At 40.2% G+C, this 26,992-nt stretch carries 24 protein-coding genes; 16 read left to right on the plus strand and 8 right to left on the minus strand.

What is annotated here, in order from left to right; genetic code table 11:
• Positions 1-32: 32 nt before the first annotated feature.
• The gene (locus ACFSR5_RS12535) at positions 33-2,057 is read right to left on the minus strand and encodes a DUF3857 domain-containing protein (protein ID WP_380904257.1); all 2,025 of its coding nucleotides are present in this window, start codon (positions 2,055-2,057) and stop codon (positions 33-35) included.
• A gap of 9 nt (positions 2,058-2,066) precedes the next feature.
• On the minus strand, positions 2,067-3,842 hold the full coding sequence (locus ACFSR5_RS12540; protein WP_380904259.1) for an ABC transporter ATP-binding protein: 1,776 nt from the start codon (positions 3,840-3,842) through the stop codon (positions 2,067-2,069).
• A 157-nt stretch (positions 3,843-3,999) separates the two neighbouring features.
• On the opposite strand from ACFSR5_RS12540, the gene ACFSR5_RS12545 reads away from it, so the two are divergent.
• The 7 genes from ACFSR5_RS12545 to ACFSR5_RS12575 all read left to right on the plus strand — a co-directional run bounded on the left by ACFSR5_RS12545 (position 4,000) and on the right by ACFSR5_RS12575 (position 9,585).
• Positions 4,000-5,073, plus strand: coding sequence for a Leu/Phe/Val dehydrogenase (locus tag ACFSR5_RS12545; RefSeq protein WP_380904261.1), 1,074 nt, complete (start codon positions 4,000-4,002; stop codon positions 5,071-5,073).
• A 67-nt stretch (positions 5,074-5,140) separates the two neighbouring features.
• Positions 5,141-6,088, plus strand: coding sequence for a transcription antitermination factor NusB (gene nusB, locus ACFSR5_RS12550; protein WP_380904263.1), 948 nt, complete (start codon positions 5,141-5,143; stop codon positions 6,086-6,088).
• A gap of 48 nt (positions 6,089-6,136) precedes the next feature.
• Positions 6,137-6,577: a DUF1573 domain-containing protein gene (locus ACFSR5_RS12555; RefSeq protein WP_380904265.1), complete on the plus strand. Its 441-nt coding sequence runs from the start codon at positions 6,137-6,139 to the stop codon at positions 6,575-6,577.
• 50 nt (positions 6,578-6,627) lie between these two features.
• Entirely contained in the window at positions 6,628-6,948 is a 321-nt protein-coding gene (gene yajC / locus ACFSR5_RS12560; RefSeq protein ID WP_380904267.1) for a preprotein translocase subunit YajC, read from the plus strand.
• Between the two features lie 180 nt (positions 6,949-7,128).
• On the plus strand, positions 7,129-8,016 hold the full coding sequence (locus ACFSR5_RS12565; protein ID WP_380904269.1) for a hypothetical protein: 888 nt from the start codon (positions 7,129-7,131) through the stop codon (positions 8,014-8,016).
• Between the two features lies 1 nt (position 8,017).
• A complete protein-coding gene (gene coaE, locus ACFSR5_RS12570; RefSeq protein ID WP_380904271.1) occupies positions 8,018-8,620 on the plus strand; it encodes a dephospho-CoA kinase in 603 nt (200 codons plus the stop codon).
• Positions 8,611-9,585, plus strand: a complete 975-nt coding sequence (locus ACFSR5_RS12575; RefSeq protein WP_380904273.1) for an MBL fold metallo-hydrolase RNA specificity domain-containing protein — start codon at positions 8,611-8,613, stop codon at positions 9,583-9,585. Before coaE ends, ACFSR5_RS12575 begins: the two co-directional genes overlap by 10 nt.
• 203 nt (positions 9,586-9,788) lie before the next feature.
• On the opposite strand, the gene purH is transcribed toward ACFSR5_RS12575, so the two are convergent.
• Positions 9,789-11,315: a bifunctional phosphoribosylaminoimidazolecarboxamide formyltransferase/IMP cyclohydrolase gene (purH, locus tag ACFSR5_RS12580; RefSeq protein WP_380904275.1), complete on the minus strand. Its 1,527-nt coding sequence runs from the start codon at positions 11,313-11,315 to the stop codon at positions 9,789-9,791.
• A gap of 736 nt (positions 11,316-12,051) precedes the next feature.
• On the minus strand, positions 12,052-12,627 hold the full coding sequence (gene purN, locus ACFSR5_RS12585) for a phosphoribosylglycinamide formyltransferase (protein ID WP_380904277.1): 576 nt from the start codon (positions 12,625-12,627) through the stop codon (positions 12,052-12,054).
• Between the two features lie 114 nt (positions 12,628-12,741).
• Here purN and ACFSR5_RS12590 point away from each other — a divergent pair, with 114 nt between their 5' ends.
• On the plus strand, positions 12,742-13,215 hold the full coding sequence (locus ACFSR5_RS12590) for a peroxiredoxin family protein (RefSeq protein ID WP_380904279.1): 474 nt from the start codon (positions 12,742-12,744) through the stop codon (positions 13,213-13,215).
• Between the two features lie 31 nt (positions 13,216-13,246).
• Here the strand turns inward: ACFSR5_RS12590 and ACFSR5_RS12595 are convergent, their stop codons facing one another.
• The 4 genes from ACFSR5_RS12595 to ACFSR5_RS12610 form a co-directional block, all read right to left on the minus strand.
• A complete protein-coding gene (locus tag ACFSR5_RS12595; RefSeq protein WP_380904281.1) occupies positions 13,247-14,626 on the minus strand; it encodes a serine hydrolase domain-containing protein in 1,380 nt (459 codons plus the stop codon).
• Positions 14,627-14,714: 88 nt separating this feature from the next.
• The gene (locus ACFSR5_RS12600; protein ID WP_380904283.1) at positions 14,715-15,452 is read right to left on the minus strand and encodes a LytR/AlgR family response regulator transcription factor; all 738 of its coding nucleotides are present in this window, start codon (positions 15,450-15,452) and stop codon (positions 14,715-14,717) included.
• A complete protein-coding gene (locus tag ACFSR5_RS12605; RefSeq protein ID WP_380904285.1) occupies positions 15,445-16,482 on the minus strand; it encodes a sensor histidine kinase in 1,038 nt (345 codons plus the stop codon). The genes ACFSR5_RS12600 and ACFSR5_RS12605 overlap by 8 nt, the downstream gene beginning before the upstream one ends.
• A 7-nt stretch (positions 16,483-16,489) precedes the next feature.
• Positions 16,490-17,371, minus strand: a complete 882-nt coding sequence (locus ACFSR5_RS12610; RefSeq protein WP_380904287.1) for a LiaF transmembrane domain-containing protein — start codon at positions 17,369-17,371, stop codon at positions 16,490-16,492.
• Between the two features lie 275 nt (positions 17,372-17,646).
• On the opposite strand from ACFSR5_RS12610, the gene ACFSR5_RS12615 reads away from it, so the two are divergent.
• The 8 genes from ACFSR5_RS12615 (at position 17,647) to eno (ending at position 26,827) form a co-directional block, all read left to right on the plus strand.
• A complete protein-coding gene (locus ACFSR5_RS12615; protein WP_380904289.1) occupies positions 17,647-17,982 on the plus strand; it encodes a DUF3276 family protein in 336 nt (111 codons plus the stop codon).
• A 214-nt stretch (positions 17,983-18,196) separates the two neighbouring features.
• Positions 18,197-20,317, plus strand: a complete 2,121-nt coding sequence (locus tag ACFSR5_RS12620) for a S9 family peptidase (RefSeq protein WP_380904291.1) — start codon at positions 18,197-18,199, stop codon at positions 20,315-20,317.
• Between the two features lie 152 nt (positions 20,318-20,469).
• The gene (locus ACFSR5_RS12625) at positions 20,470-21,261 is read left to right on the plus strand and encodes a beta-carotene 15,15'-monooxygenase (RefSeq protein WP_380904293.1); all 792 of its coding nucleotides are present in this window, start codon (positions 20,470-20,472) and stop codon (positions 21,259-21,261) included.
• An 8-nt stretch (positions 21,262-21,269) separates the two neighbouring features.
• Positions 21,270-22,430: a 1-deoxy-D-xylulose-5-phosphate reductoisomerase gene (locus tag ACFSR5_RS12630; RefSeq protein WP_380904295.1), complete on the plus strand. Its 1,161-nt coding sequence runs from the start codon at positions 21,270-21,272 to the stop codon at positions 22,428-22,430.
• Between the two features lie 74 nt (positions 22,431-22,504).
• A complete protein-coding gene (gene rseP, locus ACFSR5_RS12635; protein ID WP_380904297.1) occupies positions 22,505-23,824 on the plus strand; it encodes an RIP metalloprotease RseP in 1,320 nt (439 codons plus the stop codon).
• Between the two features lie 49 nt (positions 23,825-23,873).
• Positions 23,874-24,074, plus strand: coding sequence for a YwbE family protein (locus ACFSR5_RS12640; protein ID WP_380904299.1), 201 nt, complete (start codon positions 23,874-23,876; stop codon positions 24,072-24,074).
• Positions 24,075-24,269: 195 nt separating this feature from the next.
• On the plus strand, positions 24,270-25,370 hold the full coding sequence (carA, locus tag ACFSR5_RS12645; RefSeq protein WP_380904301.1) for a glutamine-hydrolyzing carbamoyl-phosphate synthase small subunit: 1,101 nt from the start codon (positions 24,270-24,272) through the stop codon (positions 25,368-25,370).
• 158 nt (positions 25,371-25,528) lie between these two features.
• The gene (gene eno / locus ACFSR5_RS12650; RefSeq protein WP_380904303.1) at positions 25,529-26,827 is read left to right on the plus strand and encodes a phosphopyruvate hydratase; all 1,299 of its coding nucleotides are present in this window, start codon (positions 25,529-25,531) and stop codon (positions 26,825-26,827) included.
• Positions 26,828-26,992: the final 165 nt, after the last annotated feature.

Below are 26,992 nucleotides of genomic sequence, written 5' to 3' on the forward strand. Positions count from 1 at the left end.
AGATACAGATTTTTGTCTATGTTGATTGCGTTTTAGCGCGTGCCGGTGATGACAAGTTCTTGTTGTTGCTGTTGAATCACCCTCGAAAAAAACTCCTTTAGATGAAAATACTCATCAACTGAATATATAGCTTTGTTTAAGGACACAACCTGACGTAGCACGAACCTGTCCTTATCGATTGACGATTGATACATAAATCGTGCCGCGTCTTCAGGGAGCTTCATCGCACTATTCTTTGGTGATGAATGAATGATAAATCCTTCAGGTACTCGAATATTCACGTTGTGTGTAACGTGTCGTTGTGCGCCGAGATCAACGGGATAAAATCGCTCATTGAGGTTAAACGGGTTCTTCAACGTTCGATTGATAAAAATGGGATTGATGTGAAGGATGCCATTTTGTACATATTCATCCATTGGCATTTCAATTTCCAGTTGTTCGTACAAGAAATCTTTCAGACTGTCAAGATTTTGTAAGGAGCTTTTTTTTACCCCAATGTTTGGGATTTTTTCCTGCATACGTTCGAAATATTCTTCCTGGCTATTGAAGGACGCTATTTCGTTTCTTTTTTTCAATGCATCAAGTCCTTTGTAGCTGATCGTTAGCTTGCCAGTCAGGTTATATGCCGTGTCCAGTTGTCCTAAGAACGTAAAAGAAACGAGGGAAGGCTGCTCATTTTTCAATGGTATCCATTCTGAAGACTTTTTCGAATAGATAATTCGTCCTTGTTCGTTGATACATCGCAACGGCAGCTCACCAAAAGGTGTTGCAGCCTCGGAAGCGTCTAGAAAATACGATTTTCCATCTATTGTCACGGAGGCAATCACATAGTTAAAATCAGAAATTACAGGATGGAGGTTGTTCGGTATTCCATTTTCCCGTGTTGATACCAAAACTGGATAGGCTGGTAAGGATGCGGCGTTTAAGGCCGTAATAAGGGCGAGGTTTATATCGCCGATATTTCCTTTGTGTTGTTCGAGGCTCTCTTTAATACCAAATTGCGCGTACTTTCCGTACACCTGATTCCAACGAATAGTACGTTTAAGATGGTCATAAATGGCCATTGCTTTTTCCAGATCAGTCGACGCGGTGGCAATCCACGTTGGAAGAAGGTTTTGGAAAAGGTCTTCTTTTTTTAATTGACCGCCAAACGATTTTTCGGTAAGCAATTCACGGTCTACATCTCTCCATTCCTTTGTAACTCGTACTTTAGAACCGTTCGTTAGGTAATATTGCTCTAGTTCAAAATATACTGCTGACTTGTAATTTTTGCTGGCTAACATATGCTCTTCTTCCAAAAATGCAGGAACGCTGTCCATAACGTATGTAATTTTCGAACAATCGTTCCGCACACCATTCAAAAGGAAATGTGAACGAAGCACCTCTGTCTTTGTATCCGTAAGCTTGTAAGGTCCACGAAGCACAACACGATACTGGTATGTCGCTGGCATGATGGCGGTATAAGCACTATGTATTTTGGGAATATCGGTTTGAAATTGCCATGTCCGAAAATTTAGTACATCTGGCGAAAAAATACGATACTGCACATCAATGATGGAACCCTCTTCCACTTGAGGAAGGGTAAATTTTGCAAGATGTAGAAAGGGTGAAGTCTTCTCCAGAAATATCGACTGTTTATTCATCTCCGACTCTGATATCCCCGTGTTTCGAAGATTATATGTTTTTCCTTTGATATCTGCAATCGTTTCAAATGTATTGCCAAAGGCGTATAGTGGAATCTGAAAATTAGCATAGTCAACCCCCTCTTTTTTGAGGATTTTAATTCGAACAGCATAGGTATGTACCACACGTAACGCGTGATCGGCTTCTACTACTTCGAGTTCTGTTTTGCCCCATTCATCCACAACAACGGCGGAAGCGTTGGAATCAATTTGCTGATATGATTTTGTCAAATCATCATATTTTAATGAAGGAATTGGATGTTCCTGACTAAATACTGTTCCAAGTGTCAGGATAAAAAATGCTGTTAATAAAAGGCGCATAACCATGGTTAATTTGGTCGGCAATATACAGATATAAAATGAGATTGCTCTCATTTTATTTACTTATTCGGTCTCCAACAACTGTTTTTCATGTAGTTCGAAATAGTCTCTGCCTAAGGCCATTAATTCCGTATGTGTTCCTTGTTCTACAATCCGACCTTGGTCTAAGACTAATATGTGATCTGCGTTTTTAATCGTCGAGATACGATGAGCTATAAATATGGTCGTCTTGTCTTTCATGATACGGCTCAAATTAAATAAGATCTCTTCTTCTGTTTTGGTGTCAACCGCAGAAAGGCAGTCATCAAATATTAAAATTTGCGGATCTTTAATCAATGCGCGGGCTATGGACACACGTTGTTTCTGTCCGCCAGAAAGCGTTATTCCTCGCTCGCCAATAGACGTTTGGAATCCTTCGTCGAAGCCGATGATGTTTTCATAAACTGCTGCATTTTTTGCCGCTTTCTCTACTTTTTCTAATGCTAAGGTATCTAGACCAAAGGCAATATTATTGGCAATAGTATCTGAAAACAAAAAAACTTGTTGGGGAACAAAGCCAATTTGTGTTCGAAGTTTACTGATTTTCAATTTGTTAACCGGAATTCCATCGTACATGATCACGCCTTCGTCGGCATCGTACATGCGAAGTAGTAAGTTAGCAAGGGTAGACTTCCCTGATCCAGTCTTTCCGATGATGGCTAAAGTTTTGCCTTGTGCGATGGAAAAAGATAAGTTATCGATTGCTTTAATTCCTGTTTCCGGATATGTAAATGATAGGTTGTTTACTGTGATATTTCCCACTACCTGAATATTTTCGGTGCCGTCGGCGATTTCTGAAGTTGTCTTTAAGAATTCATTGATCCGTTTCTGGGACGCCGCAGCTCGTTGGAAAAGTGAAGTTACCCAAGCCAGCGACATCGCTGGAAAAGTCAATTGATTTACATATAGTATGAATTCAGCAATATTTCCCGCTGTAATAGTACCGTTATTGACTTCAATTCCCCCGACATACACCGTAATAATCGTACTAAAACCGACCAAAAAAATGATTAAAGGAAAAAAAATTGCCTGTACCCGAACTAGGTCCAGAGATACTTTGTTGTATACATTGCTTTCTCCGGCAAATACCTGCATTTTATGTTCTTCGCGCGCGTAAGTTTTAATGACACGAATACCCGCAAAGGTCTCTTGGACAAAAGACGATAACGTAGAGAGTTGTCGCTGTATACGCTCGCTTCGTATATTGATGATTTTATTGATGTATAGGATAATGACAGACAGAATTGGAATGGGGAGCAAAGAATAGGTTGCCAATTTTGGGTTTACATCATACATGGCATAAATGATCATGATCGATAACACTACTGTGTTAATAGCGTACATAATGGCTGGACCAAGATAGTTTCTAACCTGATTTACGTCTTCCGTTGCACGGTTCATCATATCGCCGGTATTGTTCTTCCTAAAAAAAGCGAAATCTAATTGTTGATAGTGATTATAAATCTCATTTTTTAGATCGTATTCAATATGTCGTGACGTTAAGATAATCGTCTGTCGCATGAAAAAAAGAAAAAGGCCTCGTAATAAGGAAAGGAGTAGCACTACTGCCCCAAAAAAAAGTAAGCTACTTCCGAAAACTTGGTATACGAGATCTTGACGATCGAAGCCATCATAAAGACGATAAAGATCAATATTTTCTTTAACCAGATCAAAGGCTTCGCGAATTACTTTGGCAGGAAGAATTCCAAAATAGTTAGAAATGACTACAAAGAGGATTCCGGGAATCAATTTCCAGCGATATTTATAAAAATATTTATTCAGATAGGCGAGCTCTTTCATCGAGAACAAATGTAAGGCTAAAATTTCAAAAAAGATTCCAAGAATTCGTAGGTTCTGTCAATGAATTGCAATTGTGTAAATATTGCAAAGAATCGAAATCGGGTGCCGGAAATATTTCCTACTTTTGCAAAAGTTAATTTGTTTCTATTTAAGTGCTATGGAGGTATACAATTCTTCTGTATTTGAAAAGATGGGCCTTTCGGGTCATCAGAACTTATTTTTCTGTCATGACCAGGCTGTAGGTTTGCAGGCTATAGTTGCCATTCATGACACGACGCTAGGGCCGGCGATAGGAGGTGTTCGGATGTTACCTTACGAATCCGTCTCGGATGCTGTAGAAGACGCATTGCGGCTTTCTCAGGCGATTACGTACAAGGCATCTATAGCGGGATTAAATTTAGGCGGGGGCAGTGCTATCATTATCGGTAATAACCGTTTGGACAAAACCGAAGTACTGATGCGTCGTTTTGGCCAGTTTATCGAAGGGTTGAATGGAAATTTTATAGCGTCCACGGATATTGGGACAACGCAGAAAGATTTGGAGTATATGCTTTCCGAGACCAACTACGTGGCAGGGCTACCGGCATCGTTAAATGGCGGAGGAGATACCACGGTGTTTGCGGCGAGGGGTGTCTTTTATGGGATAAAGGCTGCGATTAAGGAGCTGTATGGTGATGATAGTTTAGCTGGTCGAAAAATCGCCGTGCAAGGTGTTGGAAGCGTTGGCGAACAATTGGTGGGAATGTTGCGTGCTGAGAATGCGCGCGTATATGTATCCGATATGACCGAGGAACGTAAAATGAAAATTGCTGCCAAATATAAGGCGGAACCAATTACGTACTCTACAAGTTTCGAGTTGGATGCTGATGTTTATGCGCCATGCGCATTAGGCGGGACGGTTAACCCGGATACGGTTCCACGTATGCGCTGTAAAATTATAGCTGGATCTGCCAATAATCAGTTGAAAGACGAAGAGGCGACAAATCGTTTGTTGAAGGAGCATAATATTCTATATACCCCCGACTTTTTGATTAATGCGGGAGCATTGATCAGTTGTTATTCGGAATTGGAGGGCTACGGCAGCGACCGAACTGAGTCGCTCGTGAAAAACATCTATAATGCCACTCGACACGTTATACAGAAATCTGTGGAAGATGAAATTACCACCTATGAAGCGGCTAAACAATTGGCAGAAAAGCGTATCTTTGACATCAAGAAATTAAAAAGATAGTGTAGGCTATCCGTTATCAAGTATAATATCGTTCTTATTTATATACAATCGTTCTTTAAATTACATTATGCTTAACAGAAGGCACCTTCGGGTGAAAGTCATGCAAACGCTTTATGCGTTTAGTTTATCAGAAGATAAACACATCAAAGATTTTGAAAAAGCGCTGATGACCAGTGTGGATGAAGTCAATCAAATGTATATTTGGACACTGAATCTTTTGGATGAAGTTGCGGAATATGTGTTGATTGACGCAGAGGGAAGAGCCAATAAATTTTTGCCGACCGAAAAGGACAAGGCGTACACAACCAAGTTAAACAGCAACAGTTTTATCGAATCCCTTAGGCAAAACAGGACTTACCTCGAAAATGTCAAAAAATATCGGGTTTCGTGGGGGTTTGATCCTGAAATTGTTCGATCCATTTTCGCAGAACTGAAAGAATCGGAAGAATATATGGCTTACCTTCAACAAGAAGATCGCTCCATTGGAGTAGAGAAGGACATCATCAAATACATTTTCAAAAAGATCATTCTGAAATCATCGGAAATAGAGCAGGTATTCGAGACCAGATTTATTAATTGGCCGGTAGACAAAGAAGTATTACAAGCCATGATCGCCAAGACCTTCAAGAACTTTAATAGTGAAAACCCTGTACAAAATAAGTTGGCGGTGTTAACGCCCAATTGGGACGAAGATTTGGAATTTATTATCAACTTGCTGAAACAGACAATCCGCTATGGGGGCGAGTATCAGGAGATGATTTCACTGAAGACAAAGAATTGGGAAGCGGATCGCATTGCTTTGGTAGATAATTTATTAATGCGTATGGCTATTTGTGAGCTGATAAATTTTCCGACAATTCCAGTAAAGGTTACTATTAATGAATATATCGAGTTATCTAAAGCTTTCAGTACGTCAAAAAGTAATACCTTCATTAATGGTATTTTGGATAAAATTTTAGCTGACCTGACACAACAACGGCGTATACAGAAACAGGGACGAGGGTTGAAGGATTAGTTCAGATTAGCATGGAAAAGAGTAAAAAACTGCTCAAATACAGAAGATATGAATATAATTAACATAGGTTTTATTTGTTTTGTGTTAGCAACACTTACGTCTTGTGGTACTACAGGAGGCAATACGGATGCAACAAATGATAGTTCAGCTGTCGCCACGAAGGATTCGTCCCATTTAGGTAAAATCGAGTTTGCCGAAACGGCATTTGATTTCGGACAAGTGAACGAAGGAGACATTGTGGAACACGTATATACGTTCGAAAATACGGGCAAATCTCCAGTGATTTTATCCCAGGTATCTGCGTCCTGCGGGTGTACGACTCCGTCATACACGCAGACGCCCGTTCTTCCCGGGAAGACAGGCGAGATCAAAGTGAGCTTTGATAGCAATGGGCAAGTGGGCAAACAACAAAAGATTGTTACGGTAGTTTCCAATGCGGAAAATGGAGTAACAACCATTCAATTAAAGGGAGAAGTAGCAGCGAAGTAACGAACAGACCTTGTCCTTTTTCAGTTTTTAACTTTAATTTGATTTTTGATATGATGACAACATTATTACAGGCAACACCGGGAGGCAGTAACCTTATGAGTTTTTTACCCATGATCTTGATTATTGTGGTTTTTTATTTCTTTATGATTAGACCGCAAATGAAGAAACAAAAAGATCACAAAAAATATATTGAAGAGCTAGGCGTAAATTCGAAGGTCGTAACGACGGCGGGTATTCATGGCCGCATTGTAGAGGTTGCGGAATCCACATTTTTAGTAGACGTCGGATCAGGTGTACGCATTCGTTTTGATAAATCAGCCATCGCATTGGATGCTTCAAAAGCAGCAAATGGAGAAGCAGTAAAAAAATAATTCGGAAGTATTATATGGAAGAAGAGGCAACCTTTTTTGGTCGCCTCTTCTCTGTTTGTAGCAGCCGTTACACCAATGGACATAGCTGCAAAATAACGAAGATTTGTTACCTTTGTGCCTATGGCTCAACCGCGAATTAGCAAAGTAAAGCGAAGGAAAATTGCAATATTCTTGCGATGTATGGCGATCTCTTTTGTCGCTTGGTTACTGTTTGCGGTTTCCAGTATACAGACATACACCATTAAAGCCGGTATTTCTTATGTCAATATCCCGGAACAGAAGGCCTTTCATCCATTACAATCAGATACAGTGAGTGTAAAGATGAAAATGAGCGGCTGGAAGATCTTTCTGAAGAAATTGCAGCCCGATACACCGCATATTCAAGTCGATCTCAGCGGCTTGAAAACACGAAGTTTTATCGTGTTTACAAATCAACTGGGCTATATTAACAGGCAGTTTCCAGTAGACAATCAGGTGGTATCCGTTAGTCCAGATACTTTGTTTTTTGACTTTTCAAAGCAGACTCAGCGGAAGGTGCCTGTTCGCCCATTGTATGACATACAATTTAAAAAACAATATGGTATTATTGGGGATACTAAGGCCAATCCCGAGTATGTAACCGTAACAGGTCCTTTGGAAGATGTTGCTAATATTGAGTTTTTAGAAACGGATACGATCCGGGGCCGTAATGTTGGTGCCGACATTCGTACCGTAGCCTACTTAAATAAACATCAAAAAAATAATATTACGATTTATCCAACCTTTTCGGAGATTACGATACCCGTTGGTGAGATCACCGAAAAAACTGTTGAACTCCCTTTGAAGGTAGAAAACGCATCTCGATATACTTCAGTGCGCACGCTTCCTAGCAAGATAAAGGTAACATTCTTAGTTTCACTAAAGGATTATAACAAGTGGTCGTCTCGTGATTTTGAAGCAGTAGTTGATATGGAGAGTTGGGAAAAAAATAAGGTGCAAAGTCTCTCTGTAATTTTGACTAAAATTCCTGACTTCTGTCACGTTATTAGTATTGAACCACAAAATGTAGATTTTTTTGTAAGACGTTAGCATGGGATTGAAAATAGGCATTACTGGAGGTATTGGTTCAGGAAAGAGCTATGTAGCCAAGATTTTTAGAGCGCTGGGTGTACCGTTTTACGACGCTGACTATGAAGCTAAACACTTAATGAATACCAGCGAAACCATACGAGCCGAATTAATTGATGTTTTCGGCGAAAGGGTCTATAATATCGATGGACGGTTGGATAAGAATTATTTATCCGCAGTGGTATTTACGAATCAAGAGAAATTGAACACATTGAATGCGATTATACATCCAATTGTTATTGAACACGGTAAACAATGGGCTGAGGATCAGACCTTTGCTTATTCTTTAAAAGAAGCAGCACTACTATTCGAAACGGGCTCATATCAGTCGTTAGATTATACGATATTGGTTATGGCACCCATGGATCTAAGGATTGACAGAGTAATAAAACGAGACGGTCTCTCGCGGGAACAAGTGCTCGATAGAATTGAAAAACAAATGAAAGATGAGGAGAAGATAAAGATGGCGGATTTTGTGCTGTCGAATGATGAGAAAAATCCGCTGCTATCGGAGGTGCTTGCGTTGCATGAGCTTTTTTTGAAAGAGGGGAACGTATGGCAGTAGTGTTAGCAGACTTTTTAGTGAGAGAGGAAAGAGGATATTACTGTCGGTACGGAGATTTCTACATTGATGCACTGGCTCCAGTAGAGACAAACGTTATTTCGCACGCTCATGGTGATCATGCCACAAACGGACATGGGCGGATGTATGCGACAGCAGCCACATTTGCCTTTATGAGAAATAAATATGCCAAAATTCCCGAAATATCAATGCTTAAACAAGATTTTGGTTTTCCCTTTCGATTAGGAGAGGTAGAACTTACGTTGTTTCCCGCTGGCCACATATTAGGTTCTGCTCAAATTCTTATGATATTTCGAGGCGTACGGTATCTATACACGGGAGATTATAAACTACAGGAGGATGCAACATGTGAGCCGTTGCAGATCGTACCGGCGGAGGTACTTATTACCGAATCTACGTTTGCAGATCCCGCAACGAAACATCCTGATTTCCGTGAAGAGATTTTAAAGCTCAAAGATCGGCCAAGCAACATTATGCTGGGCTGCTACACGCTTGGGAAAGCTCAGCGTTTGACTGCACTGATTAATCAATATTTGCCGGAGCGTGAAGTTCTTGTCCATCATAAAATGCACCCGATTCATAAGCTGTACGAGCTGTTTGGGCGGACGGCCCTCCGTTATTCCCTTTACAACCGAAAGGCAATGAAGGAAGGAGCGACGAACAAAATATACTTGGTGCCGCCACTGACATTTAACAGTTATTTCAAGGCAAAAAACGTGTTAAAAGCATTTGCATCTGGTTGGGAACGTTTACAAAAGCAAAATGATATAGAACTCTATATATCCGATCACGTGGATTGGGATGACTTGCTCTCTTTCATAGCAAAAGTAGAACCTACTGAGATATGGACTATTCATGGGGATGGGCGAGCGTTACAAAAACACTTTGCCCAACAAATGGTCGTTCGAGATTTATTAAAAGCAGAATGTTTTCGGCACTGTTCTTGATCGTGTTTACAAAAATTATAAACAGATTATGAACAAGTTTTTCAGGGCATTGATAGCAGGCTGGGGGGCAAGGAAAGTGGGACTGGGGTGTTTTGGCACAATTGTCGTATTCATCATTATCTATTGGCTCCTTGGTTTTTTATAGCAAAAGAAAGACAAATAGGGAGCCTAGGCTCCTTATTTGTCTCTTTTGATGATGGCTTTTAGTGCTTGAAATGTCGAACACCAGTGATCACCATGGCAACTCCTTTTTCGTTGGCCATATCGATAGACAATTGATCTTTGATCGATCCCCCCGGCTGCAAAACAGCGACGACGCCTGCGTCTCCAGCTATTTCGACACAGTCTGGAAATGGAAAAAATGCATCAGAAGCCATTACGCTTCCTTGGATGTCAAAACCAAATGACAGCGCTTTTTCTATTGCTTGTTTCAGCGCGTCGACCCGTGATGTCTGTCCTACACCTGAAGCAATTAAAGTTCCATTTTTCGCAAAGACGATAGTATTGGATTTGGTATGTTTGACAATTTTATTAGCAAAGTATAGATCACGTAATTGGTCTTCTGTCGGCTTGACTGTAGTGACCGCTTCCATGGAATCTGGACCTTCTACCGTATGATCTTTGTCTTGCAAGATCACACCATTCAGCAAAGTCTTAAACTGTTCCTTCGGTAACGTTATGTTTTTTCGTTTTAAAAGAATACGATTTTTCTTTGCTGTTAACACGTGAAGCGCTTCCTCCGTGTATGACGGCGCGATTAGCACTTCAAAAAATAGATTGTTGATTTCCAATGCTGTTTCAGCATCTATTTCACCGTTGGTGATTAATACACCCCCAAATGCCGAAACGGGATCACAAGCTAAGGCATCCAGCCAAGCTTGTTTTACGGTCGAACGTGAAGCTACACCGCAGGCGTTGGTATGTTTAAGAATGGCAAAGGTTGGCTCTTCAAATTCATCGATAATAGCAACAGCAGCATCTACGTCAACAAGGTTGTTGTAAGAAAGTTCCTTACCATTGAGTTTGTCAAATATCGCATCAAGATCACCAAAAAATGTCCCTTTTTGGTGCGGGTTTTCACCGTACCGTAATGTTTGGGACTGTTGAACAGATTGTTTGAATACAGGTATTGGTGATTCTTGGTTGAAATAATTAAAGATTGCCGTGTCGTAATGAGAAGACGTGTTAAAAGCCCTTTTTGCGAACTCTTTACGTTGTTCCACAGATGTTTGTCCGTCCTGTGCAGCTAATAGATCTTCCAATTCTTGATAATCATTTTTGGAAGATAGAATAACGACGTCATGAAAGTTCTTTGCGGCAGCTCGGATAAGCGAAATCCCGCCTATATCTATCTTTTCAATAATATCTTGTTGCGATGCTCCTGATGCCACGGTTTCTTCAAATGGATATAAATCAACAATTACCAGATCAATCTCAGGGATTTCATATTGTGTCAGCTGCTGTTGGTCACTCTCTAACGGACGACGTGCTAATATACCTCCAAATATTTTCGGGTGCAAGGTCTTTACGCGTCCTCCGAGGATAGATGGATAGCTGGTTAGCTCTTCAACCGGAACCACGTCGATTCCTTGTTCACGGATAAACGCTTCCGTACCGCCTGTAGAGTAGAAAGTAACTCCGTATTTGTTCAAAAGTTGGATAAGTGGCGCTAAGTTGTCTTTATAATAAACTGACACCAAAGCATTTTTAATCTTAACAGGATGATTCATTGTAATATGTTTGGAGCCGCAAAGATACAAATATAGATTTAATAAATTTTGACTTTTTCGTTTTTTAGACGTCTACTGGTAATCAAAGGCTTTCGTATCTTTAAGAATAAACAACTAGCTATGTATAGAGCTGTCTTTCTTTTTACTCCATTGTTTTGGATCGTTGTAATTATGTCCACTCGTGGTCAGGAAAATAGGGGATCCGGACAGAGGTAACGTATCCTTTCGTCTGTGGTGCATGCGAATAATACGGTGACGTTTAACCTACCTTTTGCTAGCCCAACCGAGGTATATGTGCTTGAAAACTGGATGGAACTTGATTCAAATGGAACCCCAGGTAAAATGCCTGTGAAAAAAAGGAGAGATGTAAACATATACAAGCACCGTACTACCATCCGACGTATTTTTATACCAGTTCGAGATAGATGGGGTTTTGACAAGAGATCCATTGAATATGTATCAGATGCGAGACGTCAGGAATATGTTTAGCTATTTGATTACGAATGGTGACCGTTCTGCACGATATCAAATTCAAGAAGTGCCTCACGGAACAGTTTCTAAAAGGTGATATACTTTTCTGTATCAAACGGGAGAAAAGTTCAGGCGTAGACTAGAATAGCAGCATATCACATACCAATATTATGAAAGTGACGGTGGACACGCATGGTCCAATTCGCTTGACTACCTGGCCATTTTTTTCTAAGCTATTCCAATTAAAAGGAACGAACCGTTCCTTTTAATTATATTTCTTTAACAAGTTCTCAATCACCTTGGGAAAATATTGATGTTCGAGCTGCTGCCCTTTGAATTTTACGATCTCCAACGTATCTTCCGGTTCAATTTTAAATTTGGCTTGATGAATGACTTCGCCTTCGTCAAAATTTTCGTTGACAAAGTGTATGGTAATTCCATGCTCATCTTCTTTAGCTGCCAAAACAGCATGGTGAACCCTGTCTCCGTACATTCCTTTTCCGCCAAATTTTGGTAATAGAGCTGGGTGGATATTGATAATTTTATTGGGAAATGCCTTCAACAGATTTTCAGGGACAAGCCACAGGAAACCTGCGAGCACCACCAAATCAATTTCCAGTCGCTTTAAGATTTCTACGACCTCATTAGTTTCATAAAATGTCTTGCGGTCAAAAATGTGTGACGGAATTTCAAAATTGTCAGCACGTTGTAAAACGTAAGCTTCGGGATTGTTGCTTAATACCAATGCGACTTCAGCTACGTTGGAGTATTTGAAATGCTCCATGATTTTTTGTGCATTTGAACCCGAGCCGGAGGCAAAGATAGCGATGCGTTTTTTCACAATGATAAATCTTTTATCTTTTAATATTGATTTGTACCAAATATATGGTATTTCTTGGACATTTTAACCGCGGGCATGATGATTGCTTCGTAATACAACCATAACCGGTAAATAATGACAAAAAACAGATTAATCCTATCTTTTATTCTATTCTCGTTCCATTCGTTTGGTCAGCATGCGCCAAAGGAACTGCCGAAATTTATGTCTATACATGATGTTTACTGTCCCGAACGACTGTTACAACAAGCGCTTCCGAAAGAGGGACGGATAGTTCTAGTTTTTTACGACACCGGATGTGGCCATTGTCAAGAATTGGGCACAAGTATCGCGAAAAACCTGCCTCGACTTACCGATGTATCGTTTTTCTTTATTAGTATGAACGACAGGGAATATGTGGATGGCTTTATCAATATGTTCGCAAAGGAATTAAAAAACAAACCTCGGATTTCGTTTTGGAAAGATCCTGGGGTGGAGTTTTTAGAACGCTTTCGGCCAGAAAACTATCCTGCTACCTACGTCTACGATGCGAAAAGCAAAAAGTTGCTTCGGGAATCTCAGGTGGGGCATAATGTGTACAATACGCTTTAATATTCAGGCCATTTTGGCGCAAACCTTTATTTTACTCATTTTTCTGCTCTAGTAATTTTTCCATAATGGTCATACTTACTGCGTTAACGCTACTCGCTGCATTGGAAAGTACTACTACAGCTGTTTTTGTGTCTGGGGATAAACCGATAAAAGAGCTACTGCCCCCAGTTCCACCGGTATGATGAAAATAGATTAGGCCGTCGAGCATGCTCATATGCCAAGCTAGCCCGATATCCATGTTTTCAGGGGTAAAGAATGTAAATTGCCGAGTAAGCGCCATGGCATACTGCAGTTCTTCTTGTGGCATTTTGAACTGCTCCACGGCAAACCGTATCAAATCTTTCACGTTAGACTTTAATCCGCCGGCGCCAACCATTGCTTTAAAATTCCATGGGAGAGTTTCTTCTCCTTGGTCGTCATATACCTTTGACAAGATTTGCTCTTTCTTCGGGTCCGCTTTGTCTGTCGTATTAACCATCTGTAAAGGTGTGAGGATAGTCTCTTGAAGCAGCTGTATATACGTTTTCTTCGTCACGATAGACAAGAGCTCACCAAGTAATCCAAAACCCAAATTACTGTATTCATAAATTTCACCCGGCGGTCGGTTTGCTTTGAATCCTTTTAAGAAAGCGAATAGCGCCTTGCGGTCGTACAACGCGTAGGGATCTTTCGTTGAGAAGCCAGCGTCGGCATCCGCATTGTCAGGCAACCGTGGTAGTCCTGAAGTATGGTTCGCTAAACTTTTGAATGTGATTCCTTGTAAGGAGGGATTCCGCTGAAGCGAATCTGGTAAAAATTTAATAATAGAATCGTCTAGTTGGACAAGTTTTTTCTCTACGAGATCAGCCAGCAGAACAGCTGTAAACACTTTGGTAATTGATCCGATTTCGTAGATTGTGTTTTCTGTTGGTAAAGTCTCATTGCCGTTTTCTGTTTCTCCATAAGAAAAGGTCTTATACTGATTCTGGTGAAAAATGCCAATCGCAAGCGATTGTGTATTTCTTTTTTTAATATAGGTGTTCGCTACGGAATCGATAAAGAAATCTAACGGAGATACCTTTTCCACATTGCTTAAGACCTCGGTTTTGTCGGCTTTTGGTTCTATCTTATCGGCAGCAGGGCCAAAACTCAATAAGTCATAGTGGTAATCGTCACCCAATGCGAATTTCGCCTGAACTGCATGCTGGGCAAATTGCAATCGATAAGTTGCCGTGTTTTCCCTGAAATCAACAACCTCCACATTTTTAATTTTTCCGAGTTGATATACATTGTTTAAAACGAAGGCCAGCTGTTCGGCTGGAATTTGCGATTTAAAATTATCAGAGGCTAAGCTATAAATGGAATCTGTTGTTTGGGTATTAATAAAAAATTCGATCCTATTGAAAACTGCCCGATTGGCTTGTTCTGTCATACTTTGAGCGAAAGTTGCCAAAGAAAATACGATGCCGATAAGTGAAAGTAGATTGCGAATCATGGCGCAAAATTACATAAACAATTACTTATAAGCCAATGATTTGTTTTAAACGTGTATAACCCGATTTGCTGATGTTGATTTTTTCGCCAGTAAGTAGCGTCGCAATGTAACTTTCCTTTTCCAGAGGTTCAATTTTAGCCAATTGATCTACTTTGGCTATGAAGGAACGATGTACGCGTACAAACTGCTTCGGATCGAGTTGTTTTTCAAAAGAACTCATCGTCTTGTTCTTTAGAAATACTCCATCTTTTGTATGGATTTTCACATAGTCGTCATAGGCTTCTAAAAAGTTAACTTGTTGTACCGGAATGATCTTGATCTGAGCGCCATTTTTGACCACAATACGTTCTATAGATTCTTCTTCCGTTATGGCAGATACTTTCGACGACACCTGTTGTGCTGAAGATGGAGTATGGGTATTTCGAAATTTCAGAAGCGCTTGTTCAAACCGGTCTTTGCTAATTGGTTTCAAGAGATAATCCACAGCATTTTTTTCGAACGCCTTAATAGCAAACTCGTCGAACGCTGTCGTAAATATAACGTTAGGCATATCATCAACTATCTCCAACATTTCAAAACCTGTCAACTTTGGCATCTGGATATCTAAAAAAACCAAATCTGGTTGATGTATTTGTATCGCTTTAGCACCCTCGAAACCATCTCCACATTCCGCTAAGATCTCAACATCAGTATGTTGCTTGAGATATTCGATAATAATCATGCGTGCTAAAGGCTCGTCATCGATAACAATAGTCTTAATCATATTGCGGAATTTTTATGGTGGATGTAAATATATTGTCTTTAATCGAAGTCTCCAACAGATCCGTTCGGCTGTACAGCAAAAAAAGTCGTCTTTGGATACTTGTTAAACCGAATCCAGTCCCTTTTTTTGTTTCAAACTGATCCGTATCGAACGGGTTGGTAATGGTAATATACAACATGTAATTTGTCCAAGTGATATGGATCGTAATTTCGACATCACCAACCACGTTATAAAGTCCAAATTTGATCGCATTTTCAAGTAAAGGTTGAATGATCATTGACGGAACTTTGGCTTGTTTCGCCTCCTCTTGTAAACCGAAGGTTGTGGTCAGCCGATGTCCAAACCGTACTTTCTCGATATCCAGATAAAGCTTTAGGTGGGCAATTTCATCCGTTAACGGAATAAGTTGTTTGTCGTCTTTGCGCATGGTTCCACGAAGAAAATCGGATAACTGGAACGTCATGTTTCTGGCTTCGTCAGGCTTAATGCCGATTAACGCTATAATGGAATTCAAACTGTTAAACAGAAAATGCGGTTGCAGTTGCTGCCGGAGATTGTATAGCTCGGCGTCCCGAAGGATCCGTTCGGATTCATCTTTACGCCTTTTGTTTTCCTCGTATTCTTCTTGGATATTCCAAAAAATGTTAATGATAATCACACAGAGTAACAGAAGAAAATTGATGATAAATCGATAAGGTAGAACCTCATAAAAGTGCGTCAGTGAGAAGTCGTCGAAAAACTGGTTAAGAAAAAAAATAGAAAGGCCGACACTCATAACAGTCAAAACCAAGCATATCAAAGTAATTTTAAGATACTGGTTTTTTCGCGGCAGGTAATATTGTAACGTGCTGTAAATGAGGTAGCAGCAGATAGTTATAGAGAGCGATCCGATAATAGGTTCATATGGCGTGACGGCCTTGGGGCGGCAATCCCACCACAAGAGGAAATATGAAATAAAAAAGTACAATACACAAATGGTCCACGTAGTGACGTGGATCAACCGGTTTTTGGACGTAAGTTTAAATATCATTTACCGTTTAACTGTTCTTTATGGTGATGTTACCGAATATGGAGGTCCCTGTGATGTACATACATTTATTTTGGTCTATCGCGCTCGTCAGAATAACCCGTCGATCGTCGTTTTCGCTCAAAATAGACGATACTGTGGTTACGATTACCCAATGCGGAGGAACAATGATCTTTGTACTACCAAACAGCTGGAATACGTCCAACGCAATGGGTTGTTGCATATCTGCTTGCAGCAGGTTAATCTCCGTGCTTCCGAAAACATTCGTCATTGTGCCCCCTAAGAAGTTTTTAGAGAATATAATCTTTTTAGCATTGCCAAATATGGAATCTACTTTGATATAATTCTCTCCCTCATACGAATAGCCTTTTTTTTGCTGTTGCTCAGGGTTTTGATAATGAGTAGCTTGAGGGTCCGGGCGATTAAAGGGTGATTGGAATGTCGTGTCAGTTTCGTTTAGATCTACACGCTTATCCCAATCGAATTCGTCTCTATCGTCAATCGGTGCTGCAGGCGGAAGAACGGGGGGGGGGGAATGGCTTCGATTACGCATGATCAGATATATCCCAATGATAATCGCAGCCAATGGAATAATGACTCGACCAAAAGACAAATCCATCATATTTTTTAGTAAAAATAGTCCGCCAATGGCAATAAGGATGATAGACGACTTTTTCTCAAACCGTGAATTAACACCAATAACCAATCCGATGATCATCAAAATCATCTCCCAGCCGAAGATCCAACTAGGAAACCATATACCTAAGTTCAGGTTCTTCAGCAATAAAGCTAAACCTAAAAAGACAATGATTGCCCCAACAATATTCGCGCTTTTGTTGTTACGTGGCGGAACCGGCGGTGGTGGTGTTTTATAATCTCTTTCTCTTTCCATTACGTTGTTTGTTTTTTGTTGTTGATTCAAAAGTAGCGCAATACTTAAAAACCACTAAGCCAAAATAGGTAATACATCCCACTTTTTCGGTAAATGCCTACATTTTTTCGGTGAAAATTCTGTTGCTAACAATCAGGCTGTTTTAAGTAGAGGAAAGATTATTTCAAAAAAAAGAAAAAAAATCATATTTTTTGTTTTAAAATTTGGTTGATTGAAATTAAATATTATATATTTATAACTGAAAAAGGATTAAAACTTAAATACTTACAATACTAATGGGAGATTTTGAAAACAAAGAGCGTGAAGAAGTATTTTCAAAAAAGGTGAGAGCGGGCAAACGTACTTATTTTTTTGATGTAAAAGCGACTCGTTCCAACGATTATTATGTGACTATCACGGAAAGCAAAAAGCGTTTTGAAGATGGTCAATTTATTAAGCACAAAATATTTTTATATAAAGAAGATTTTGAGAAGTTCGCCGAGGGGTTGACTGACGTTGTTGATTACATTAAAGCTAATCAAGAGGTTGTTGAAAAACGCTACGAACCGAATCAGGAGGATTCTGCATACGAAAGCAACGAATACGCACAAAAGGACGATTTTTCGTTTTAAGCGATCAAGAATATCAAGCCACTGTTAAGTGGCTTTTTTTATGTAATAACCGTCCCTTCTGCGATCTAGAGGGTTTATGTCATGTCTTCTATTAGATTGGTGTCGCACTCGGTTCCTTGGTTATGATTTTCCTCTTCTTTTTAAACATGTTACATCTGAATCGCGTCATATTCCGTATTATTCGCTAATTTCGTAGCTTCATCAATAAGCATTTATGAGAAAAACCTTGACAAGCTCCTTTTTTGGTATCCTATTTTTAACGCAGTTAGCGGCGCAACAGAAAGAGCTTAGCTTTGAACAAGCTTGGGGACGGGAGGTCTCTATAACCAAACCCATCAACGATTACATCGGCTGGGCGGATCCCGAACATTTTATTGAAAAAGATCGGGGCGACAAGAAAGAATACCGCGTAAATGTAAAGACTGGAACGCGAAGTTCTTACACACCGCCTGCCAAATCTAATGTTGCAGTTTTTACCAAAGACAAGGATATTTATATACAGTATGGTGAGAAGGCCGCACAACGTCTTACCGAATCACCCGAACAAGAAGAGAAAAATCCAACCTTGTCACCCGACGGTCGATATGTAGCATTTACACGTGACAATGACTTGTACGGATTAGAAATAACGAATAAACGAGAGGTTCGGTATACAAACGATGGTACAGATGTCATTTATAACGGGTGGTCGTCGTGGGTATATTATGAGGAGATCTTAGGCAGGTCTACAAATTATAAGGCCTTTTGGTGGTCGCCAGACAGCAAAACTTTGGCCTTCATGCGCTTCGACGATACGGAGGTACCAATGTTTCCCATTTACGTTTCCAAAGGCCAGCATGGATACCTCGAAAAAACACGATATCCAAAAGCCGGAGACCCTAATCCGGCGGTGAAGATCGGATTTGTTTCCGTCGAGGGATCGCCCGTGATTTGGGCCAATTTTGATGCCAAGGCGGATCAGTATTTTGGGCAACCTTATTGGAGCTTCGATAGCCGGTCAATTATGGTGCAATGGATGAACCGCGATCAGAATAATCTAAAATTTTATACAGTAAACCCGGCTGATGGTAGTAAAACTGAAATTTACGATGAACAACAATCCTCTTGGATCAACTTGGATCACGATGAACGTATTACCTATCTTTCTGACAATAAGCATTATATATTGAAGTCTGATCGTTCAGGTTGGGCACATTACTATCTATATACGCTAAATGGAAAATTGATTAATCCTTTGACGACGGGGGACTGGCAAGTGTCGTCGTTGCAGCACGTTGATGAACGTAATAAAGTCGTATTTTTTACAGCGCGAAAGGAAAATTCGGCAACGACTGACCTGTATCGTGTTGATTATGACGGAAGGAATCTGAAGCGCTTAACTTTTGGCGACTACACCCACCATGTTTCTGTTTCGCCCGATGGCAAATATTTTATAACGAATTATTCGAATGTCGCTACTCCAAACAAAGTCGCGCTGGTTGACCGCAACGGAAAGATTATACGTGAGCTAGCAGATAGTAAATCTAATGACTTCGACCATTACAAAATCGGAAAAACGAACTATTTCACTATTCCCTCTGATGACGGAAAATTCGACTTACCCGTGATTATCACTTATCCGGTAAACTTTGACGAAACAAAAGAGTATCCTGTTATTATGAGCATTTACGGAGGACCAGATGCAGGTACTGTTCGTAATACATGGAAAGGTGTTTCTGGTCAGTATTGGTCAAAAGAAGATGTGATTCAAGTAAGTTGCGACCATCGCGCATCAGGTCATTATGGAAAACAAGGGGTTGCGTGGATGCATAGAAATTTAGGAAAATGGGAGATGGTAGACTATATTACTGTTGCAAAATGGCTAAAAGCCAAATCTTGGGTAAAAAAGGATAAATTGCTGATCACCGGACACAGCTACGGTGGATATATGACTTGTTTAGCATTAACTAAAGGAGCAGAATATTTTGATTATGGTATCGCAGGAGCTCCGGTTACCAGTTGGGAGTTATACGATACCCATTACACAGAACGCTGGATGGATACGCCTCAAGAAAATCCAATCGGTTATAAGGAGGGGTCTATCTTAAATTATATCCCATTGTATAAAGGTAGGCTCCGCATTATGCATGGAGACCTCGATGATAATGTACATCTGCAAAATACAATGCAATTGGTGGATGCCCTGACAGAACGGGATGTTCCGTTTGAACTCATGATTTATCCAGGAAGCCGGCATGGCTTCAATCGGTCAAAATCAGCCTATGATTTTAATGAACGCGTACGATTTTATTACCAATATCTGTTGGAGCGTCCTGTTCCATCCGATTTTCAGTAACAGACGATTTTTAGTAGGTTAACGCGAAGAGACAGTAATAGGAGTGACGTTTTCATCCTATTATTGTTATTTCATGCAAACACACGAAATAAATAGGAATGCAATTGATGCAAATTAAAAATAATCTCATATTTGCATTATTATTTTTCAGCATGTTACAATATTTAAAGGAAAGTACATTTAAAGCAAATGACGTTTTTTTACGAGCGATAGCAGTTCTAAAAAGCCACTATTTTTCGGTTGCCGGATTGTGCTTTTTGTTATTTGTTACGTCGAACTTATCGTCTTATTTAGCTTTTACGCTAGAAGACTCCAAAGCGTATATCATTAAAGGTTTATTGTGTTTCGTTTTTTTGTCTTTATTTTTTGGAACGCAACTAATTCTTATCAAAAGGGCGCTTTTATTGGCGCGCGGAGTAGAACATGCTGATTTTAAAGATTATATACCTAGTGCCCGTCAATTTTTTAATTTTTTATTGGGTTTTGTATTATATTCATTTCTGCTCGGGATTGTTTACTTATTTTCATCTGTTATAAGCTTTCCGCTGCTGTATCTTGGCGCAGACCTCGAGACGGTAAGTATGGAGGTGAACCCTTTTCTGACGGGGATCATTATGATGTTTGTGCTGATTCGTATTACTTTTTTTCCGTACTTTATCGTCGATAAAAAATACAATGTGCTCCGATCATGTCGTTTGAGTGTTGCTTTGACCCGGGGTAATATGACAAGATTATTGCTACTGTTGGTAGGAATTGGAATGGCTTATATTTTGCAAGTCTCGTTCGAGTACTTAGGATATTTCGTCGTTGCAAAAATCTTTAGCTTTATTAATACATTTGTCATTATTCCGCTTGTGAGTGTAGTAATGGCTGTTGCCTATCACGATATGATGAAGAATTACCAAGGAGGGGATGATCCCGAGTTGTTAAAAAATATTATATAGACACTATTTTGAAGAGAAGAAATATTGCCATATTGGGTTCGACGGGAAGTATTGGGACGCAGGCGTTAGATGTCGTACGAGCTTTTCCAGACCTTTTGGAAGTTTCTGTGTTGACAGCTGGTGTAAATTACAAAACACTTATTGAGCAGGCACGGGAGTTTCGACCAACCGTGGTCGTCATCGTAGATGAAAAACACTATATAGAAGTCAAACAAGCGCTGTCTGATCTAGATACAGCTGTGCTCTCGGGAGTGAAAGCATTGGAGGAAGCCGTTACGTTGGATAAAATAGATGTTGTGTTAAATGCTATTGTCGGATCAGCAGGTCTGCGTCCGACAGTTCGGGCTATTGAATGCGGTAAAGACATTGCCTTGGCCAACAAGGAAACATTGGTCGTTGCCGGTGCGCTTATCATGGACATGGTAAAAAGATTCGGTGTGACGATGCTACCTGTTGATTCCGAACATTCCGCTATTTTTCAATGCTTGGTCGGGGAGCCTGAAAATTCTTTAGAAAAGATATACTTAACTGCCTCGGGCGGACCCTTCCGAGGGAAAGATCGTCAATTTTTAGCCCATGTAACTAAGCAGCAAGCGTTGAAGCATCCCAATTGGGTCATGGGAGCAAAAATTACCATTGATTCAGCGTCGTTAATGAATAAGGGGCTGGAAGTCATTGAAGCAAAGTGGCTGTTTGACCTGAATGTGGATCAAATCGATGTTGTTGTACATCCCCAATCTATTATTCATTCCATCGTCCAATTTCAGGATGGCTCAATGAAGGCGCAAATGGGTGTGCCGGATATGAAGGTTCCTATTCAATATGCACTTACGTTTCCGTTGCGTCAACATAATACTTTTGAACGCTTTGATTTTATGCGTTATACCTCTTTCACCTTTGAGCCCGCAGATTCGGATACTTTTCGTAACTTGGAGCTTGCCTATCAAACCTTACGCGACGGAGGAGATCGACCGTGTGTGCTAAATGCAGCTAATGAAATTGCCGTAGCCGCCTTTCTTTCGGATGAATTGTCTTTTTTGGGGATGAGTAATTTAATTGAAGCGACAATGTGTCAGCAGAAAAAGGTAGAAGCGCCTAGTTTGGATGACTTGTTAGCGATTGATCAGGAAACGAGAATTGTGGCACGGGATTTAATAGGTAAATGCTAACAGGAATTATAGTAACAGAAAACTGTTGAATTTTAAACGAGCTCTCTGCAGCTCATCTTAAATAGATTTTTTTAATGGGAACATTGGTGATGATCGGACAAGTTATATTAGGTTTGTCGATTTTGATAATATTACACGAGTTAGGACATTTCTTAGCCGCTCGTGCGTTTGGTATTAAAGTAGAGAAGTTTTATTTGTTTTTTGATGCTTGGGGCGTTAAATTATTCAAGTTTACTTACAAAGGATGTGAATACGGGATCGGATGGCTTCCATTAGGTGGATATGTTAAAATTGCGGGTATGATCGATGAGTCGATGGATACCGAACAATTAAAACAAGAACCTCAACCTTGGGAATTCCGTTCAAAACCTGCGTGGCAACGTTTGATCGTCATGTTGGGTGGTATTATTGTTAATGTTCTCGTCGGAATTTTCGTTTTTTGGATGTTGACTTTCCGTTATGGGGAAACCGATATTGATAATTCGAAGCTGCGGTATGGTGTTGTTCCTGGTATTATTGGAAAAAATATCGGCATTCAAGCTGGTGATAAAATTCTTGCTGTCAACGGAAAAAAAGCGGTCAATTTCTTAGGAGACGTCATGAGTTCCGATGTTCTAATGGGCGATGCAGTCTTGACCATTGAACGAAACGGTGCAACGAAACAATTGAAGGTTCCGGCCGATATATTAAATGCGGTAGCGGAACATAAAAAAAATGAATTTGTACAACCCCGCCAAAAGATGGCAAGGGTACAGGAAGTCGTCACAGATTCTGAGGCTGCACGTATGAACGTTCTCGAGGGAGATAGTATCGTGGCCGTGAACGGAGAGGCAACTGTTTTCTTTGATCAATTTACGGAAGTGCTGAAGAGCAATGTGAATAAAGCAGTGACCATAACAGTAATGCGTAACAACCAACTTGTAGATTTAAAAGGAACAATCGATGCTTCCGCAACAATTGGTGTTTCTTTAGCTATAGCACAACTGCCTGTCATCACAAAGACTTATGGTTTTTTAGAGGCTTTGCCGGTCGGCACCCATAAAGCGTTTTCCGTCATAACTGATAACATCAAAGGGTTTGGGAAAATATTCAAGGGCGATGTCCGGGCAGATAAGGCCTTATCGGGACCCGTAGGAATTGCCAAGATGTTTGGTACCGAAGTGAATTGGGTTAAGTTTTGGAGTCTAGTCGGGATGCTATCTATGGCTTTAGCGTTTATGAACCTATTGCCCATACCTGCCTTGGACGGAGGGCACGTCATTTTCTTATTGGTAGAGATGATTCAAGGAAAACCGTTGAGCGATAATTTTTTAGAGAAAGCGCAGATGGTTGGTTTCTTTATTTTAATTGCATTGATGCTCTTCACACTTGGAAACGATATTATCAAATGGTAAAAAATCCGTGGGGGCCGAAGGAATCAGGCCTTCCTTTAATAAATAAAATATGGACGGAAAAACGAGAGCGCATATCAAGCCCGGAATGCTGGTTAATATCGTACTAAAAAAAGATCAACGCACAGGGGTGCTCACAGAGGGAATCGTAAAGGATTTGTTGACATCATCCGCTTTTCATCATCGTGGTATCAAAGTGCGTTTGCAAGATGGACAGATAGGACGTGTACAAGAAATTTTAGAAGAAGAGTAATAGAATATTTTAGTTTTTTCCTTTTTTATGTGTACCTTTGTTTCTCGTGAAAAATGAGGTAATATTTCTCGTTGCAACGTTGCAAGATTTCAATGTTTACATTGGTTTACAGGATATTTGATTTTTATTTTAGCCCATTTGGGCTTTTTTTATATCCACTGAAAAGTACATTAAATAAATAAGAGTAATAAAAGAATGACGAACTACAGTAAATTACCAGCTATTTTGGTGCTCGAAGACGGGACGGTTTATCACGGGAAAGCAGCCGGAAAAATCGGAACGACGACCGGAGAAATCTGTTTCAACACCGGTACTACAGGCTATCAGGAGATCTTCACGGATCCATCGTATTATGGGCAGATAATGGTGACCACCAATGCGCACATTGGTAATTACGGTATTGATGAAGATGACACCGAATCGGGAGAAATCCAGATTGCTGGCTTGGTGTGTAAGAACTATAACATCAGTTATAGCCGGCAGATGGCTGACAGTTCCATTCAAACTTATTTTGAAGAGGAAAATTTGGTTGGTATCTCTGATATCGATACACGTTCGTTAGTCCGTCACATCCGTGATAAAGGCGCTATGAATGCCATCATATCCTCAGAAAATCTGGATATTGATTCGTTGAAGGCCGAACTTGCTAAAGTTCCTTCAATGGAAGGGTTAGAACTATCTTCCATAGTCTCCACGAGAGAGCCATACTTCTATGGTGAAGAAGGAGCACCTACGCGAGTTGCTGTGTTGGACTTAGGTATAAAAAAGAATATTCTTCGGAATTTTGATTCTCGTCAAGTATATGCTAAAGTATTTCCAGCGAAAACTACTTTCCAGGAAATGGAGGCATGGAGTCCAGACGGATACTTTATTTCCAATGGTCCCGGTGATCCGGCAGCAATGGACTATGCCATTGATACCATTAAAGAGATTATTGAAGCGGAAAAGCCAATGTTTGGTATTTGTTTAGGTCATCAGATGCTTGCTTTAGCCAATGGTATCCGTACGCAAAAAATGCATAATGGACATCGCGGAATCAATCATCCGGTTAAAAACATCGTTGCGAACCGTTGTGAAATTACGTCGCAAAATCATGGGTTTGGCGTAGTTGCTGAGGATATCGAAAAATCCGATAAAGTGGAGGTGACGCATGTCAATTTGAACGATAATTCCATAGAGGGCATCCGTTTAAAAGGTAAAAAGGCGTTCTCGGTGCAGTACCATCCGGAGTCGTCGCCGGGGCCGCACGATTCACGTTATTTATTTGATGACTTCATCGCTATGATTAAAGCATAGATAGGAAAGGCTAAACCATTTGGTTTGGCCTTTTTTATAGCAATCCTATTTGACACTCCAATTAGGATTACATATATTTGATTATCCTAAATAGAAACACTATCTTAGTGTTTGTTATACACTAAGATGCAATTTTAAAAAAGACAATAAATAAAAAAATGAGTTTAATAATTGATGTTCATGCGCGTCAGATACTTGATTCGCGCGGTAATCCCACGATCGAGGTTGACGTAACGACACAAAATGGTTTTGTTGGACGTGCAGCGGTGCCTTCTGGCGCTTCTACAGGCATACATGAAGCAGTTGAATTACGTGATGGTGACAAATCAAAATACTTAGGAAAGGGTGTTTTGAAAGCGGTCGAAAATGTCAATACCAAAATTGCTGGGGCGCTTAAAGGTGTTGATGTATTCGAACAAAATACCATTGACAAAATTATGATCGACTTAGACGGAGCTGAAAACAAGGGTAACCTTGGTGCTAATGCTATTTTAGGTGTGTCTTTGGCCGTAGCGAAAGCTGCCGCTCAGGAATCTCACCAACCATTGTACCGTTACATAGGGGGAGTGAATGCAAATACATTACCTATTCCTATGATGAACATCATCAATGGCGGGTCGCATTCCGATGCGCCTATCGCGTTTCAGGAATTTATGATTATGCCCATCGGTGCTCCATCGTTTTCTGAGGCGCTACGTTGGGGAGCTGAAGTTTTTCACACATTAAAGAAAATTCTACACGATAGAAATCTTTCGACCGCTGTAGGAGATGAAGGAGGTTTTGCGCCAACGTTTGATGGTACTGAAGATGCTATCGAAACAATTTTAAAAGCGATCGAGACCGCTGGTTATAAACCAGGAGATGATATTTGTTTAGCATTAGATTGCGCGTCTTCAGAATTTTATAAGGACGGAAATTACAACTATGCTAAATTTGAAGGAGAAAAAGGGGCTGTTCGGTCAAGCGAGGATCAGGCCTCTTATTTAGCTGAGTTAACCCAAAAATATCCAATTATTTCTATTGAGGATGGCATGGCTGAAGACGACTGGGCAGGATGGAAGACGCTAACAGAGAAAATCGGAGATCGTGTTCAACTTGTTGGAGACGACTTATTTGTTACGAACACGAAGCGATTACAGCAGGGGATTGATAGTGATACAGCAAACTCTATTTTAGTAAAGGTAAACCAAATTGGGTCATTAACGGAAACGATCAATGCCGTTACGTTGGCTCAGAATTCAGGATATACATCCGTAATGTCTCATCGTTCCGGCGAGACAGAAGATGCAACAATTGCTGATTTGGCAGTTGCATTGAACTGTGGTCAGATTAAGACTGGTTCTGCATCACGTTCGGATAGGATGGCGAAATATAACCAACTGTTACGTATTGAAGAAGAGTTGGGAGAAAATGCTCGCTTCATCGGTAAAAATTTCAAATACGCGATCAAGAAATAGTCACGTTCAAAGAAATAGTATGGAAAGGGGAAACTTAACGTTTCCCCTTTTTTTAAGTAGTGAATTTAATTTAATAGTATGTATCTACATGTTTTTACGATGAACGTGTTAAGCAGACTATACGTAGCGTTTTTGTTTTTAAAATTTGCTATCTTTAATAGAAGA

This window comes from Sphingobacterium suaedae, assembly GCF_042684625.1.
In the GTDB taxonomy this organism is placed as follows: domain Bacteria; phylum Bacteroidota; class Bacteroidia; order Sphingobacteriales; family Sphingobacteriaceae; genus Sphingobacterium; species Sphingobacterium suaedae.